The organism is Pseudomonas sp. W15Feb34, assembly GCF_023127765.1.
GTDB classification, from domain to species: domain Bacteria; phylum Pseudomonadota; class Gammaproteobacteria; order Pseudomonadales; family Pseudomonadaceae; genus Aquipseudomonas; species Aquipseudomonas synxantha_A.
Window position 1 is genome coordinate 300,618 of the sequence record NZ_SPKN01000029.1, and the last position, 14,628, is coordinate 315,245.

Annotated in this window: 15 protein-coding genes; 11 read left to right on the forward strand and 4 right to left on the reverse strand. The window is 56.5% G+C overall.

All coding sequences use genetic code 11. From position 1 onward, the window contains the following. Positions 1 to 56 precede the first annotated feature (56 nt). Together E4O97_RS15095 and E4O97_RS15100 are read right to left on the reverse strand one after the other, a co-directional pair. Positions 57 to 575 carry a cysteine hydrolase family protein gene (locus tag E4O97_RS15095; protein ID WP_248161604.1) on the reverse strand — a complete coding sequence of 173 codons (519 nt, stop codon included), beginning with the start codon at positions 573 to 575 and terminating at the stop codon, positions 57 to 59. A 275-nt stretch (positions 576 to 850) separates the two neighbouring features. Next, positions 851 to 1,399, reverse strand: coding sequence for a cytochrome b (locus tag E4O97_RS15100; protein WP_078822364.1), 549 nt, complete (start codon positions 1,397 to 1,399; stop codon positions 851 to 853). A gap of 189 nt (positions 1,400 to 1,588) precedes the next feature. Between E4O97_RS15100 and E4O97_RS15105 the strand changes: the two genes are divergently transcribed. The 7 genes from E4O97_RS15105 to E4O97_RS15135 are packed head-to-tail and all read left to right on the forward strand — an operon-like array spanning position 1,589 to position 7,886. Continuing rightward, complete coding sequence (locus tag E4O97_RS15105) at positions 1,589 to 2,266, forward strand: thermostable hemolysin (protein WP_223018229.1); 678 nt, start codon at positions 1,589 to 1,591, stop codon at positions 2,264 to 2,266. Further along, the gene (locus tag E4O97_RS15110; protein WP_248161605.1) at positions 2,256 to 3,737 is read left to right on the forward strand and encodes an AMP-binding protein; all 1,482 of its coding nucleotides are present in this window, start codon (positions 2,256 to 2,258) and stop codon (positions 3,735 to 3,737) included. The genes E4O97_RS15105 and E4O97_RS15110 overlap by 11 nt, the downstream gene beginning before the upstream one ends. Beyond that, on the forward strand, positions 3,734 to 4,408 hold the full coding sequence (locus E4O97_RS15115) for an iron-containing redox enzyme family protein (RefSeq protein WP_078822361.1): 675 nt from the start codon (positions 3,734 to 3,736) through the stop codon (positions 4,406 to 4,408). The genes E4O97_RS15110 and E4O97_RS15115 overlap by 4 nt, the downstream gene beginning before the upstream one ends. Next, complete coding sequence (locus E4O97_RS15120; protein ID WP_148854382.1) at positions 4,395 to 5,204, forward strand: SDR family oxidoreductase; 810 nt, start codon at positions 4,395 to 4,397, stop codon at positions 5,202 to 5,204. The genes E4O97_RS15115 and E4O97_RS15120 overlap by 14 nt, the downstream gene beginning before the upstream one ends. After that, the gene (locus tag E4O97_RS15125; RefSeq protein WP_216092119.1) at positions 5,201 to 5,845 is read left to right on the forward strand and encodes a tetratricopeptide repeat protein; all 645 of its coding nucleotides are present in this window, start codon (positions 5,201 to 5,203) and stop codon (positions 5,843 to 5,845) included. The genes E4O97_RS15120 and E4O97_RS15125 overlap by 4 nt, the downstream gene beginning before the upstream one ends. An 11-nt stretch (positions 5,846 to 5,856) precedes the next feature. Then, positions 5,857 to 6,516, forward strand: coding sequence for a response regulator (locus E4O97_RS15130; RefSeq protein ID WP_078822358.1), 660 nt, complete (start codon positions 5,857 to 5,859; stop codon positions 6,514 to 6,516). Further along, the gene (locus E4O97_RS15135) at positions 6,516 to 7,886 is read left to right on the forward strand and encodes an ATP-binding protein (RefSeq protein ID WP_078822357.1); all 1,371 of its coding nucleotides are present in this window, start codon (positions 6,516 to 6,518) and stop codon (positions 7,884 to 7,886) included. The genes E4O97_RS15130 and E4O97_RS15135 overlap by 1 nt, the downstream gene beginning before the upstream one ends. A gap of 357 nt (positions 7,887 to 8,243) precedes the next feature. Here the strand turns inward: E4O97_RS15135 and E4O97_RS15140 are convergent, their stop codons facing one another. Further along, positions 8,244 to 9,128 carry a hypothetical protein gene (locus tag E4O97_RS15140; RefSeq protein WP_248161606.1) on the reverse strand — a complete coding sequence of 295 codons (885 nt, stop codon included), beginning with the start codon at positions 9,126 to 9,128 and terminating at the stop codon, positions 8,244 to 8,246. Positions 9,129 to 9,870: 742 nt separating this feature from the next. Here E4O97_RS15140 and E4O97_RS15145 point away from each other — a divergent pair. The 4 genes from E4O97_RS15145 to E4O97_RS15160 all read left to right on the forward strand — a co-directional run bounded on the left by E4O97_RS15145 (position 9,871) and on the right by E4O97_RS15160 (position 13,812). Further along, positions 9,871 to 10,068 (forward strand): AlpA family transcriptional regulator, encoded by a 198-nt coding sequence (locus tag E4O97_RS15145; protein ID WP_102368055.1) that lies wholly within the window; start codon positions 9,871 to 9,873, stop codon positions 10,066 to 10,068. A gap of 392 nt (positions 10,069 to 10,460) precedes the next feature. Then, complete coding sequence (locus E4O97_RS15150; protein WP_248161607.1) at positions 10,461 to 11,465, forward strand: inovirus-type Gp2 protein; 1,005 nt, start codon at positions 10,461 to 10,463, stop codon at positions 11,463 to 11,465. Between the two features lie 540 nt (positions 11,466 to 12,005). Beyond that, positions 12,006 to 12,308, forward strand: a complete 303-nt coding sequence (locus E4O97_RS15155) for a hypothetical protein (RefSeq protein ID WP_248161608.1) — start codon at positions 12,006 to 12,008, stop codon at positions 12,306 to 12,308. Between the two features lies 1 nt (position 12,309). After that, complete coding sequence (locus E4O97_RS15160; RefSeq protein WP_248161609.1) at positions 12,310 to 13,812, forward strand: hypothetical protein; 1,503 nt, start codon at positions 12,310 to 12,312, stop codon at positions 13,810 to 13,812. A 404-nt stretch (positions 13,813 to 14,216) separates the two neighbouring features. Here E4O97_RS15160 and E4O97_RS15165 read toward each other — a convergent pair whose 3' ends face one another. Further along, positions 14,217 to 14,360 carry a transposase gene (locus tag E4O97_RS15165; RefSeq protein WP_248161611.1) on the reverse strand — a complete coding sequence of 48 codons (144 nt, stop codon included), beginning with the start codon at positions 14,358 to 14,360 and terminating at the stop codon, positions 14,217 to 14,219. Positions 14,361 to 14,628 lie beyond the last annotated feature (268 nt).

Sequence of the window (14,628 nt, forward strand, 5' to 3'; positions counted from 1 at the left end):
TCTTGCAGGAAAGTTCCGAAGCCCGGCCCTGTTGACCTCCCCGTCGTCAGGCTCTGTTAAAAGCTCCAGTCCTCAGCCTGAACCAACTGGCAGAACGGCCCATTGAGCGTGGCATTGTGATGAGCCACGATGGCCTCGGCTTTCATCAAGGGCGTGTCAGAACAGGTATGACCGTCGGCGATAAGCACCGCATCGAAGCCAAGATCACGCGCGGCACGGCAGGTGCTGTCGACGCAGTATTGCGTTTTCATCCCAGTGACTACCACGCCGGTGGCGCCGCTGGAGCGCAGATTGTCCGCCAGGTCAGTCATTGCAAAAGCGTTAGGCCGGCGCTTTTCGAACACCACTTCTTCACCCTGCAACTTCAGTTCCTCTGCAATAAGCGTAAGCGGGCTGCCTGGTTCGATTGGCGAGCCAACGGGGCCGATGTGGCGAGCGAGAAAAATCGGTGCGCCTGCACTGCGAGCCTTGTCCATCAGGGCATTCAACGTCTCCAACAGATCGTCGCAGCGCCAGGGTTTTTCCGGGCCGTGGATGAGTCCGACTTGGATATCCAGTATCAACAGGGCGTACATGGGTGCATCTCCTTGCGTGTGGACCAGCGACACAAGGGCATAAAAAAGGCCCTGTCCATCGCTGGCGGGCCTTTGAAGTGTTTGTTATTGGCTCACGACACCTCGCACGCTCCGCTTGATGCGGTCGTGGTGGTCGTTGTCGAGGTGAGGCAAGAGGTAGTCATGCATCGACACTAGCAATATCGCCGCGGGCTGACAAGGCAGAAACCTGGGCGGGGCACCGGGGTAATCTGAATAGGCCAGCCGTGTACGATCAGGCACCTCGCGGCGGTTCGTCATGACTTTCGCTCAATCAACATCCTTTCCAGCGTGTTGTCCTTCATCCAATAGTGATGAAACAGCCCCGCTGCCGCATGCAAACCAATCAACCAATAGCCCGTAGTGCCGATCAGCTCATGCCAGTACTTGAGCTGTTTGGCGAAGTCCGGGTCGACGGCTACCGGTGCCGGCACGTGAAAGCCGAAGTACGGGAACGGTTTGTCGCCAGCGGCGAGCATCAGCCAGGCGAGAATAGGCGTGGCGATCATCAGCCCGTAGAGCGCAAGGTGTGTCAGATGCGCAAGAGCGGTCTGCCAGGCCGGTGGTTTTGGGGTGATCGGTGGCCGTGGGCTCAGGCGCCCGAGCAGACGAACCCAGACCAGGGCGAAAATGCTTGTACCAAACAAGCCGTGAAACCCCATGAGCAAACCCCGCGCTTCGCTGCCTTTGGGCAGATAACCCTTGATTTCGACACAGGCATAAACGCCGATGAACAGCGCCAGCATCAGCCAGTGCAGGGTTATTGAAAGCTTTCCATATCGGGTGACGACGGTGTCGCGGGTCATAAAAAGCGCCTCTTGATTATTGTGATGGACGGTCGATCCGGTTGCCTTGAACCGGCCACGTCACCCTGCTCGTGCTGTCTTAAGAGAGTCTGAAGATCGACTCTCAGGTTGACCTTCGTTCACCTTCAGACTTCGTTAAGAAATGGCTTGGATACTTCGCTCAAACCCATTGAGGGAGGCGTTCGGCCCATGCCCGATTTTGACTGGAACATACCCCTGCCGTTGCATTTCGGCCAAGCTGAAACGCCGCCGTTGACCCTGACGGGTGCGTTGCCGGACGACGCTTTGCGAGCGAAGTTCGAAGCCTTTATCCAGCAGCGTTTCCGCAAGGCCCACGGCGCCGACATCCGCCACTTCATGCCCGAGCTGTTCGGTATGCACAACGGTGAAGGCCAGTTGTGCGCAGTGGCCGGCGTGCGTCGCGCGCACCTTGAGCCGCTGTTTCTGGAGCGGTATCTGGACGAACCGATCGAGCCATTGATCAGCGCGGCGGCTGATCACGCGGTAGACCGAAATGCCATTGTCGAGGTTGGCAACCTGGCGGCCAGCGACACCGGCAGCGCGCGCCTGAGCATCATCGCCATCACCTATCTACTGGCCATGGGTGGCCTGGAATGGGTGACGTTCACCGGCAACATCGGGCTGGTCAACAGCTTCCGTCGTCTCGGCCTGAAACCGGTGACATTGTGCGCCGCTGATCCGGATCGACTGGGTGACGAGCGTCAACATTGGGGCAGTTATTACGAGAGCAAACCCTGGGTGCACGTCGGCGACATCCGCGCCGGGTTCGTCCACCTGCGCAATATCGGCCTGTTCAGCCGCCTGGGTTTGCCGATCCCGATTGAAGGAGCCAGCCATGTCGCTTGAACTGCAACGCTTTCAGGAAACCTTGCGCGAACATGCCCGGCGCAATGACAACGCGACCGCGCTGTGGGGCGATACGCTGAAACTCGATTACGCCACCCTGTATGCAGAAGTGCTGTATCGCCAGGAGCGCCTGCGCGATGAGCAGGTGCAAGTCGTCGCCCTGGCGCTGGACAACGGCGTCGACGCAATGCTCTGGGATCTGGCGGTATTGTTCGAAGGGTTGACCTGCGTAACGCTGCCGCCGTTTTTCAGCGCGGCACAACGCGCCCATTGTCTGGAGCAGAGTCAGGCCGAACGCGTGATTGCCGAACCGGAGCTGGAGCCCGAACTGCGCGCTGCCGGCTATGAGCAACGCGGCGAGTTCTGGTGCCGCGCCTTCAGTGGCCAAAGACGCATACCGATGGGCACCGCCAAGCTGACCTTCACGTCTGGCACCACCGGCACGCCGAAAGGTGTTTGCCTGAGTGCCGACAGCCTGTTACGGGTCGCACGTGAGTTGGATCAGGCGAGCGAAACCAGCAGCCCGCAACATCACCTGGCACTGCTGCCATTGGCCATTCTATTGGAGAACCTGGGCTGTTATGCCGCGCTGTATGCCGGTGCAATGCTCAGTTTGCCGAGCCAGAAAACCCTCGGCATCCAGGGCGCCAGTGGCGTCGATGTCCCGCACCTGCTGGGTTATCTCGCCGAGCGTGCACCGCAGAGCCTTATTCTGGTGCCACAGCTGTTATTGATGCTGGTCAGCGCCGCCGAACAGCAAGCCTTTGCCCCGCAAACCCTGCATTTTGCGGCGGTCGGTGGTGCACGTGTGTCCGAAGACTTGCTGCACCGTGCACAACAGGTCGGCTTACCGGTTTTTGAAGGTTACGGTTTGTCTGAATGCGCCTCGGTGGTGTGCCTCAATCGCCCCGGCGCGCACCGCCCCGGCAGCGTCGGTCGGCCACTGCCCCATGTCGAAGTGCGGTTGGCAGAGGACGGTGAAGTGCTGATCAAGGGCTCGATGCTGCTCGGTTATCTAGGGGAAGCACCGTACGCCGATGAGTGGTGGCCGAGCGGCGACCTGGGCGAGTTCGACCCGCAGGGTTTTCTTTATCTCAAGGGCCGCAAGAAGCATCAGTTCGTCACCAGTTACGGGCGCAACGTCAACCCGGAATGGGTCGAGTCCGAGCTGACCCAGCGCCGCCACATCGCCCAGGCGTTCGTTTACGGCGAGTCTATGCCGCGCAATCACGCCTTGCTCTGGCCGCATCGCCCGGATTGCACCGATGCCGAACTAGCCGCTGCCGTCGCCGAAGCCAACGAGGCGTTGCCCGATTACGCCCAGGTGCATCAGTGGACGCGCCTGCCGCACCCCTTCACCGCAGCCAATGGCTTTCTAACCGCCAATGGCCGCCCACGCCGCGACGCCATCGTCGCGCAGTACCACGCCCAATTGACCGAATCCGTTGTCCGGGAGGAATCCGCATCATGAGTTTTTTCGACACCCTGCAAGAAGCCACACAGCATGAACGCCACGAGCTGTTTAACCTGCCGATCATCCTCGATGCGCTGCACGGTAAGGTCAGCCTCGACAGCTATCGGGCTTTTCTCGCACAGGCCTACTATCACGTGCGCCACACCGTGCCGTTGATGATGGCGTGCGGCGCACGTTTACCGACACGTCTGGAATGGCTGCGCAAAGCGGTGTGCGAGTACATCGAAGACGAATACGGCCATGAACAGTGGGTGCTCAACGACATTGCAGCCTGCGGAGGTGATCGCAAGGCCGTGCATGATGGCCAACCCTCGCTGCCGATTGAGCTGATGGTGAGCTACCTTTATGACTTGATCGCCCGAGGCAACCCGGTGGGGCTGTTCGGCATGGTCAATGTGCTCGAAGGCACCAGCATTGCCCTGGCCACACACGCGGCAGGGAGCATTCGGGAGCATCTGTCGTTGCCGGAAACCGCCTTCAGTTACCTGAGTTCTCACGGTTCGCTCGACATCGAACACATGCAAACCTACCGCCGCCTGATGAACCAGTTGGACGATCCTCTGGATCAAGCGGCAGTGATTCATGCATCAAAAGTCGTGTACCGACTGTACACCGACATGTTTCGTGGCCTGCCGCGTGGCGCGGAGGCTGAACATGCAGCTGCGTAACGCGCGCGTGGTGTTGACCGGTGCCAGTGGCGGTATCGGCATGGCTATCGCTGAAGCCCTGTGCGCCGCGGGTGCGCGAGTATTGGCCGTGGCGCGGCATCAGGAAGCCTTGGCTGCGCTGCTCAAACGCTACCCCGACACCCTGTGCTGGGTCGCGGCTGACCTGACGTTTCTCAGCGACCGACGCAAAGTACTCGCTGCCGCCGAAGCGGTTGGCGGAGTCAATCTGTTGATCAACGCCGCCGGGGTGAATCACTTCGCCATGCTCGAACAGCTCGACGACAGTGACATCAATACGATGCTGGCGGTGAACATCAGCGCGCCGATCTGCCTGACCAAGCTACTGCTGCCGTTACTCAAGCAAGCCGACAGCGCCATGGTAGTCAATGTCGGCTCGACCTATGGCTCGATCGGCTATGCCGGTTATGCCAGCTATTGCGCGACCAAGTTTGCCCTGCGCGGGTTTTCCGAAGCGTTGCGCCGAGAGCTGGCCGACACCCGGGTCAGCGTGCTCTACGTCGCACCGCGGGCCACCCGCACGTCGATGAACAGCGCGGCGGCGCAAGCCCTCAACGATGCGCTCAAGGCCAACGTCGATGATCCGCAAACCGTGGCCGCGGCGGTGATGCACGCAATTGCCGGTGACCGCCGTGATCTGTATCTGGGCTGGCCCGAACGCTTCTTTGTGCGCCTCAACCATCTACTGCCGCATCTGGTCGATCGAGGTTTGCGAAAGCAGTTGCCCCTGATCCGGCGCTTTAGCGAAAAAACTGACAACGAGACCCTCAAGCCATGAAAAAAATCTTCGCGTGCCTGTTGATCGCCACCCTCAGCCAAAGCGTCTGGGCGCTGGAGGCCGCTGACCAGCAACGCCTGAGCAGCATTCAACAAAGCTGGGCGCATATCCAATATGAAGTGGCGGAAAAACAGCGCGCCGCCGCGTTCGAGCAGTTGTCCAGCGAAACCCAGTCGTTCACTGCGCAGCGTCCATTGGTGGCCGAAGCCTGGATCTGGAAAGGCATTGTCACCAGCAGTTGGGCCGGTGCCCAAGGAGGGCTCGGAGCGCTGGGCAAAGCCAAGGAAGCCAAGGCCGACCTGGAGAAGTCCTTGACCCTCGACCCCAAGGCTCTGCAAGGCTCGGCCTATACCAGCCTGGCGGCGCTGTATGATCGTGTGCCCGGCTGGCCCATCGGTTTCGGCGACAGCGACAAAGCTGAACAACTGCTCAAGCAGGCGCTGCAACTCAACCCCGATGGCATCGACAGCCTGTACTTCTGGGGCGATCACCTCTACCGTCAGAAACACTACGCTGAAGCTAAGGCGGCGCTGCAAAAAGCCCTGCAAGCGGCGCCGCGTCCCGGCCGTGAAACGGCAGATGCGGGACGTCGCAAAGAGATCGCCACTGTGCTGGTGGACGTCAACAAGAAACTCGACTGACAGGAGTCCGCGTGCGTTTATTACTGATTGAGGATGATGTGGCGCTAGGTGAAGGCATTCATCAAGCGCTGGGGCGCGAAGGCTACACCGTCGATTGGCTCAAGGACGGCAGCAGCGCGCTGCATGCCCTGCTCAGCGAAACGTTCGATGTTGCTGTGCTGGATCTCGGTTTGCCACGCATGGACGGTCTCGAAGTACTGCGGCGCCTGCGCGACAGCGGCTCGAACCTGCCGGTGTTGATTCTCACCGCCCGCGATGCAACCGAAGATCGCATCGCGGGCCTGGATGCCGGTGCCGACGACTACCTGATCAAACCGTTCGACCTGGCCGAACTCAAGGCGCGATTGCGAGCGTTATTGCGGCGCAGTGCCGGACGCGCGCAAGCGCTGATCGAACATGCCGGCATCATCCTCAACCCCGGCACCCAGCAGGTCAGCTACCAGGGCCATCCCGTAGCACTGACGCCCAAGGAGTATCAGTTGCTGCATGAACTGCTCTCACCTCCGGGCCGGGTGATGACTCGAGACCAACTGATTCAACTGCTCTATGGCTGGAATGAAGAAGCGGAAAGTAACACTCTGGAAGTGCACATCTATCACCTGCGCAAAAAGTTCTCTACTGAGCTGATCCGTACCATTCGAGGTGTGGGCTATCTGGTGGAGGAGCGCTGATGACTTCGATCCGCCGCCGTACATTAACGCTGATCATTGGTTTGCTGCTGGCCGGTCTGGCGGTGCTGAGCGTCTTTAACCTGCACGATAGCAATCATGAAATCGCCGAGGTTTACGATGCTCAACTGGCGCAGAACGCGCGCTTATTGCAAGGCGTGATGCGCATGCCAATGGCGAGCAAGCAGCACGCCGAACTGTACCGGGCCTTCAATACCGCACTGGGCGAAGCGGTGCCGCGCGGCGATGGTCATCCATACGAACGAAAAATTGCTTTTCAGGTGTGGAGCCCCGGCGGGGAGGTGTTGGTGCACACCGCCAGCGCACCCGCCTTCAGTTCACCGCCGACGCAACCGGGTTTCAGTGATGTGGTGGATTTGAACCATCGACATTGGCGCGCCTTCCTCCTTGAAGACCCACAAAACGGCATGCGCATCTGGGTTGGCGAGCGCGATGATGTGCGCGCGGATCTGGTCGACCGCATCGTGCGTCATACGCTATGGCCGAACATCGTCGGCAGTTTACTGCTCGCGGCGATGGTCTGGCTCGCTATAGGCTGGGGCTTAAAGCCCTTGGCAAACATGGCCGAGACCCTGCGTGCCCGCCACAGCGGTTCACTGGAGCCATTGCAACTGGCACCGTTGCCCAGCGAACTTGAGCCCATGCAAGCGGCGCTCAACCGCATGCTCGCGCAGATTCAAGAAGTGCTTGGCCGCGAACGACGCTTCATCGCCGACGCAGCCCACGAAATGCGTACACCACTCGCCGTGCTGCGAGTACACGCGCAAAACCTGCTGGAGGCAGGCACAGAACAGGAGCGTCGAGAATCGCTGGAATTCCTTATCTCAGGCGTTGATCGCACCAGCCGACTGGTCAACCAGTTACTGACCATGGCGCGACTGGAACCCAAATCCAATCCGCCACCGCTGCAGCGCATCGACCTCAGCGAAACCGTGCGCAACAGCCTCGTGCAACTGTCACCGTGGTTATTGAGCAAAAACCTTGAACTGATATTCGACGTCAGCGACCAGCCCTTTCACGTATTCGCCAACCCCGCCGCCATCGACATCGCGCTGAACAACCTGATCACCAATGCAGCCAATTTCTCTCCCGAACACGGCGCAATCACTGTGCAACTGAGCCAGGCGGATGGCTTCTGTCATTTGACCGTCGACGACCAGGGGCCGGGAATTGACGAGTCATGTAGAGAGCGATTATTTGAGCGTTTCTACAGCCGTGGCACGGCGCAAGGAGCGGGGTTAGGGCTAACCATCGTCAACACCATCGCCACGCGTTTGAATGGACGTATCGAACTGGCAAACCGGGCAGAAGGGGGGTTGAGGGCGACGTTATCAATTCCAGCTACGGAATAATTGCAAAGCATCCAGCCGATTATTTTTGTTTTGTATAGGCGGTGAAACATGTTGCGGGGCGGGGGGGGGGCAGGTTGGGGGGGACGCTTGGGATAACGAAGCGGCTGGGATGCGGGACGGTTTCAAAGTTTATCGTAGCTGTGAAATTCTTTTGGGGACTGGGTTTTAGGGATGGAAAAAGACGTCTGGGGACGTCTTTTTTGTTGAGTTGGTGGGCCGGGGTAATCTGAACAGATCATCCAATATATTGATTAATAAAGAAATTATCTGTTTAATTATTTTAATGGAATACCATTTGGAATACCGATTCATAGAGTGCGGGGAAATACGATGCGCCCCGTTTTTCTTAGGGATTCACTAGGTTAACGGTTTTCCGATTTCCGTCAGGTATTTCCCTGCTTTCGCTTCTGCTGTAATCAGCCGCTCCAAAAACGAGCCACGCTTTAGATCGTGCGTTTTTGCCAGCTCATCCAGGAGTGTGATTACGGTTGTCGACAACATAACGTTGACTTGCTTCTTGTCTGGTGTGCGTTCGCCGAACTGCTGGCGGCTCCATCGCTGCTTGATACGCTGAATAATGGCCTTCTGCTCGTTTCTTTCAATCTTCGCTCTGTCGAAGAAGATGAGCAGGTCTTCATAGCTGCTGATAGGCAGCTGTCTTCTCGGCATGGACTGATGGTTTCTCTCCAACCACTCCCATGCGCATTCGCAGCGTTTTGCGCCTGTCTTCTTATCTTCAAACCAAGCGAACGCGCCGTCCCCTGCTTTGTGCCTAAGCCACTCTCGACGGAGGCGTTCGATTTCGTCTGCCTTATCTGCAATATCGGCATTCCAGAGGTCGAGCATGGCTATCAGGCGGTTTCTTCCGGCGAGGTGTACTGCTCCTCGGGGCAGACCTCGAAGAGGCCCTAAATCCGTGATGTCTTCAATCCGGCCTAGCAGCCACTGATATTGCCTTTCGTCGCCGTCAATCCATTTGAGGTGTTCATCCAGGACCATAAACCGGTCTTTCTCCTGGCTCAATCTCCTGCGCACATCATTTTTCCGCGTCAGGCACTGAGCGATCGTATTCCTCATGGTCAGTCCGTTGCACGTGGCGGGTTCTAGGTCGGCCTTTTCAAAATGGTAAAGGTACAGCCATAACCAGATGTCGCGACGGGGGCTCTGTTTCGACTCGTTGAGTAGCTGAGCCAGCTCATCTCGCCCAGCATCCTTTACAGCAACGCCATCTCTTACGGCCATAGTTACATCCTATCAAGTACAACAAATATTAAGTTTATAGCTATGTTTATAGATCTCTATTCTAGGTAATTCTATGTCAGCTCTATGATTGCTCTATGAATATTCAATGAGAATTGTATATCTATTCTAGGTTAATTCTATGTTTTAAATAATCGTAAAAGGCTTCGTATTTATTGGAGTCTAGAAGGGTTTTAAAGGATTATTCGGTAAGCGGATGATGCATTTACCGTATGATTTTATCAATTTTAATAAGGATCTTTTTTTGGTGCTGCCACAAGGGCGCTGGCGGATGGTTGAAACAGAGGTTGTATCGAGTACCGATGAGGTCAGTCGGAGCCTGCGGAGGCGTTGATGGTGGTGCTCTCATTGCCAATGAGTTAGTGACGTCGACAGCACCTATGAGCGGTCACGGGAGAGGAGATAGGGTTTGCCTCTATTAGCCCGTCGCGGATTATCCAGGCAAAGGACATGGTCGAGGGAAGGGCTGATCGCGGCGGGGGCCATTCGTCGTCATGGCGATTGAGCGGCTAAGGTCTTTGCGGAGCGACTGACATCGGAATGGATAGATAGCCAATGAAATCCTCACGCCAATCGACTCGCCCTTGCAGGTAGGTTTTGCCTTGGCGGATTCAAGCCAGTTGAAGCATCAGGAAATGCTAGGGCGATTTACGCTGCGAGGGAAGTAACCAGTTTTTTCATACCGGCCCCGCCAATTCTCTGAACCAATCAGAGGGCTGCGACCATGAAGAAATTGCTCCGTAAGAAAGACGTGCTGGCGGCTACAGGCTTTAAGAACTCGACGCTGTACAAATACATCTCCGAGGGCAGATTCCCGAAACCTGTGTCATTAGGGGAGCGTGCGGTCGCGTGGGTAGAAAGTGAGGTCGAGGCTTGGATCGAAGCGCGGATCAGTGCGCGTGATTTGGCTGAAGAGATGTAGGCCGGCGACCACGGTGACGGGTCTGAGTCACGATTCCTCATGATACGCCATGACCGGCTCGCTGCCGGTCATGGCGTTTATGCGGCCTGGGGTGGATGTACTCTCGGCTAACTCCCTCAGAAGGCGGTTGGGTAAATTTCTCGGCAGGCTTGGGAACTTTGATCCTTATTGCCCTGCCTGGTCGGGAGCGTTCACTTGAGTCGGAGCTGCATCTATTTATATAGCTCCTAGTTAGACATTCACTACCAATCTACTAGCCATGAAACACTCATCAACGACCTATGAATAATTTCCCTATGGTCAGTCATCGCTGGCCATCAAGGGGGTAGGTCACCGGTTATAAATTGCACAGTCGGTATCTGGTATGTGAACAACGAACCAGGTACTCAACCATGAGCCATAGCACCCCCTACACCAGTCTCCCCCAGTCCGATATCGCCATCCAGATTGAGAGACTCGTCAAGTCCATCGAGCGGCACGACACTCCAGCGTTCCGGCTGCCAGGCGCACGCTCAAGGAGCCAGCAGATTCAATCGACCTGGCTTTCCAGGTACCTCAAGCACATCCGGCAAATGATGGACTTGTTCGATGATCGCTGCGCATACCAATACAGTGAGCACCTGCAAGCGTTCTGGGACGCCTGTCAGGACATTGGGCTGGAGCGGAGTCCTGCCGGGCCTGTGTGCTTGAACGAGAGCGCTACAGCTTACCTGGATCATCACCGCAGCATGAACGTACTCGTCGAGCGCATCCGTCAGCTAACAGGTGAGCTATGGTATCGCCGAGAGAAGGGCTATCGTCGCGATTTGGCTAGGCAGCAGGCGGGCCGTGTCTGTGATTACTCCGACGCGATGCTGGATCGTTACTCGCGAACCCTGATCATTCGGGTCAATCTGTATTACCACCAACAGGTCCAGGTTAGGCAGCGGGTCGAGCACGTATTCGACGATCTCGACCGGTTGATTGCTGAGCGTGAGCGTAACCCGATATTTGACCACCTCATTGGCTATATCAGCGCAGTGGAGCAGGGGGAGGATTGTGGCTACCACCTCCATGCCGCTTTCTTCTTCAATGGCAATCAGGTACGCAGGGATGTCTACAAGGCCCAGCAGATTGGTGAGTTGTGGGAGCGCATTACTCGAGGGCAGGGCTACTACCACAGCTGCAACCACGACAAGGAAAAGTACAAGGACGAAGACAACGGAAAGGACAAAGACAAGGATAAGGATAAGGATAAGGACGAGAAAAAGCGTGGTCTGGGTATTGGCATGATCTTTAAGAACGACCAGGCGATTCGTTCCCATGCCCACTATGCGATGGTTTACTTAGTCAAGGATGCTCAGCATCTGCGGCTGAAGCCATTTGGTGCTCGATGCCTGCGGATGGGTTGCAAATAGGCTTTCGGTTCGTGGGCGGTAACGGCGTTTGGTGAGCCGTCTTGCGTTCATCGCGTTGGGCAGTCGGTGAATGATGCTGCGCGGCCTGCTTTATGTATCCGTCCGGCCAACACACCTTCCTGACATAACCGCCGAAGGCCATGGTAAGGCTGCGAGACGACGACACATGCGAAATCCCCGCGCCGCTGGGGCTTGAAGATATTTTGACTTGATTATCCGGCCAGCCGGGAGATTTGCCTCGGAGGAAACTACTATCTATCAAGACCGCTTCAAACCCAAAGGCTCACTGAAGATTTCCCCAATGCTCAAGTTTGCAATCTCGTAGCTACATCCCAGCTCTATCGTCAAGGCGACTTAACCGGACACTTACGGCGCAGCGCCTTGGAAGGCCCCTTCACAGGGGCGACTGTCTGGAAGCATCTCGGGCCACCTGGTCACCTCATCTACGCATCTGACCGGCTTCGTAAGATTAGATCCTGTGTCCTGGATGTTGTTGCCGGTACTGTTCTCCTCACGACAAAACCAATCGGAGTTTTTCTCATGAGTCAGAACGTAGTGCTAACCCCCGGCCGCCAGATGTACCACTTCGCGCAGTTGCGCGAGGAGGTCGGAGATCTAGGCTTGATCGGCTTGATGGCGGAGAGGCTGATGAACACGGCGCAACTCTCGGCACCTATGGCTGTGCGGGCTGCAGCAGATCAATTTGAAATTCTGGGGCAGATACAAAATGGTGACCCAGTCTTTTCTGACATGCGAACGGCCAAAGGGCTGGGTCGCATGGCAGACAAGAATGTCGTCTTGACGATCGACGCTTCGAAAAAAATCGATCATGAGGGGCAATGATATGAATCGTCCAGAAAAACCTACTGACACTCGCTATGAGCCGGGTGTGCCCATCAGTGCTCTTGACGAAAAGGCGCGTTTTGACGGTGACGACTTCTACAAGCAGCTCACCGCAGAATTCAACGTGACAGAAAAGGCTTACCAGCCTTTGAAGGAATGGCTGGCGGCGTATGGGATGGGTTCTCAGGACATTTTGGGCTCTGACTACCCGGAAGAACCGGGATCGCCACCGCGGGACGACCTTATGCGGTTTGAACAGGCCAAGCTCACCGTTCTCGCTAGGCGGATGTCGGTACGAAACAAGAAATGGCGGGCGTATGTGTTGTTCTCGGCACCATCGATGAGTACTGTCCTTGGCTCCAAAGCGCCCAGCAGCAAGCTCCATAAAAAGAATCGGGACGAGATGCTCCGGTATTACCTCACAGAGCTTAAGGACGGAATCCCAAGATTTGCCCTCGATTCAGCCAAGCCGTTGTTTGAGAAGTCCATCAACAGCGAGCTACCGGGTGGACGCTTCGAGCAGCGCTCAATGTGGATGACAAAGCTTGTGGCAGATTTCCTAGCCGGCCGTCAGCGCGAGCGTTTGGTTGAAAATAACCGGAAAAACGGTTGGGCAGATCCAGTAATAGGATTTGCGTTCTGGCCTGCGCACGTCCTACCCGACTATGGCTCTGCTGAAGCAGTAGACATCACAAAAAGGGGTTTCGTCGGCATGCTTAAGGTTGTCCCGCCTGAAGCATCCAAGGACATGGCAAGAGTCCGCTTGTTGAAGGATCATTTTCTAGATGCGGAAACGTCTCATTGGCGAGAGGCATGTGAGCTCAACAAGCGCCTCATGGAGGATTTTCCGGTTGAAGCCTGCAAGCTCGATCTGAATGCGCCTGCCGATGAGATTTTGGAAAACGTCGCCCAGGCTTTCGATGTTGAAGCCTGCGACCTACCCGATGATCTTATCAGCCGGGCGCAATGCCTTGTCCGCATCTACGGGCACAAACATTGTCCTTATACCGACCTCACGAGCCCTGATAGAGAGGCATATTTTGAAGGCCTCCACGTCGCCCATCAAACTGCGATGGCCGCGGCGCTGCTGTTTAGCCTGCAACTAACTTCTCGTCAGATAACGCTGACACTTCCAGGTGAAACACATTCAAATGTCTCTGTCTACAAAGCCTTTGTCTCGGCCCTTGCAGATTGCGAAGTGAATCTGAAAGAAAGCCTGGCTGCAAATGATCAAAAGCTGGTTTCTGTGGTGGATACCATGGACACCAAGGTGCTGACCTATCTCACCTCGCTCTTCTCGATTGCATCCATGGGAGATGACGGCCATAGCAGCCAGCTTAGGATGGAATACCTAGCGGCACAGCTGAAGGTCAAGATCGACCGTACGGCGCTCCTCGCGGAGCTTCCGCAGTTGCTCAAGCCGTACAGTTGTCGTTCGGCCAATCAGCTCATGATTGACTTCATGTCCGTCTTGAATGAAGTCACTCACAACCCGTTGGCGTAAGCCCTCTATAGCCTGCGGTACTGCATCTGGTCATTACCGCTAGCCGACCAATCTTCGCGAAGGTGATCCCATAATAAGCAATGGGATGGACGCCCCGCCTATACGCAATGCGGCTTCGCCGCACCGAACACCGCGAGCACCCAGGCTAATGCGGTTTCGGTACCGGCGCGCATGTCCATGGGCTCGGTGGCGAGCCAGATGGCATCGATGCGGATCATCGCAACAGGTCTCGAAGAAAGGTCGCGCAGACAGCCGCACTTTCAGTTGGCCAGTTTAATTTAACGGTGCTGCGTGGGTGCTGGATCTCAACGCAGATATTCGATGACGTTGCGAGCGAACTTGCTCCGGCCAACGGCATGGGTAGTGGAATAAATGCAGGTTGCAGCACGGCTGCTTCTCTACGCCTACACCCGAATCCATTTGTGGACGAGATTTGCGTTGAGGCTATGGCTGAGCGCGATGCTGGCAATCGAAGCGCCGGGCTGGGCACACTCTTGAACGACCTGGGCCTTGAAGGACTTGGAATAGGAACGGCGCGTTGGCTGCATGAAATACCCGCTTAAAAGGCTAGAACTGGTGCCCACTTAAATTTAAGTGCACACCATGTCTTGGCTTTGCGGGGCTGGGTAGATGACTTGGCCGGACGGTTACTGCTTTATGCCTCTGCAGGTTGGTTCGACCCTTAGGTGATTCGTGTTCTTTATCGGCTGCTGAGCGGCTAGAATCGGCTACTGATGTGAGCGATTTTATTTGGTGCGCAAGTCCTCTTCTGAGCGGCTAGCTTTTCTGCTCAGTACGAGCATTCCGGCCATGCTG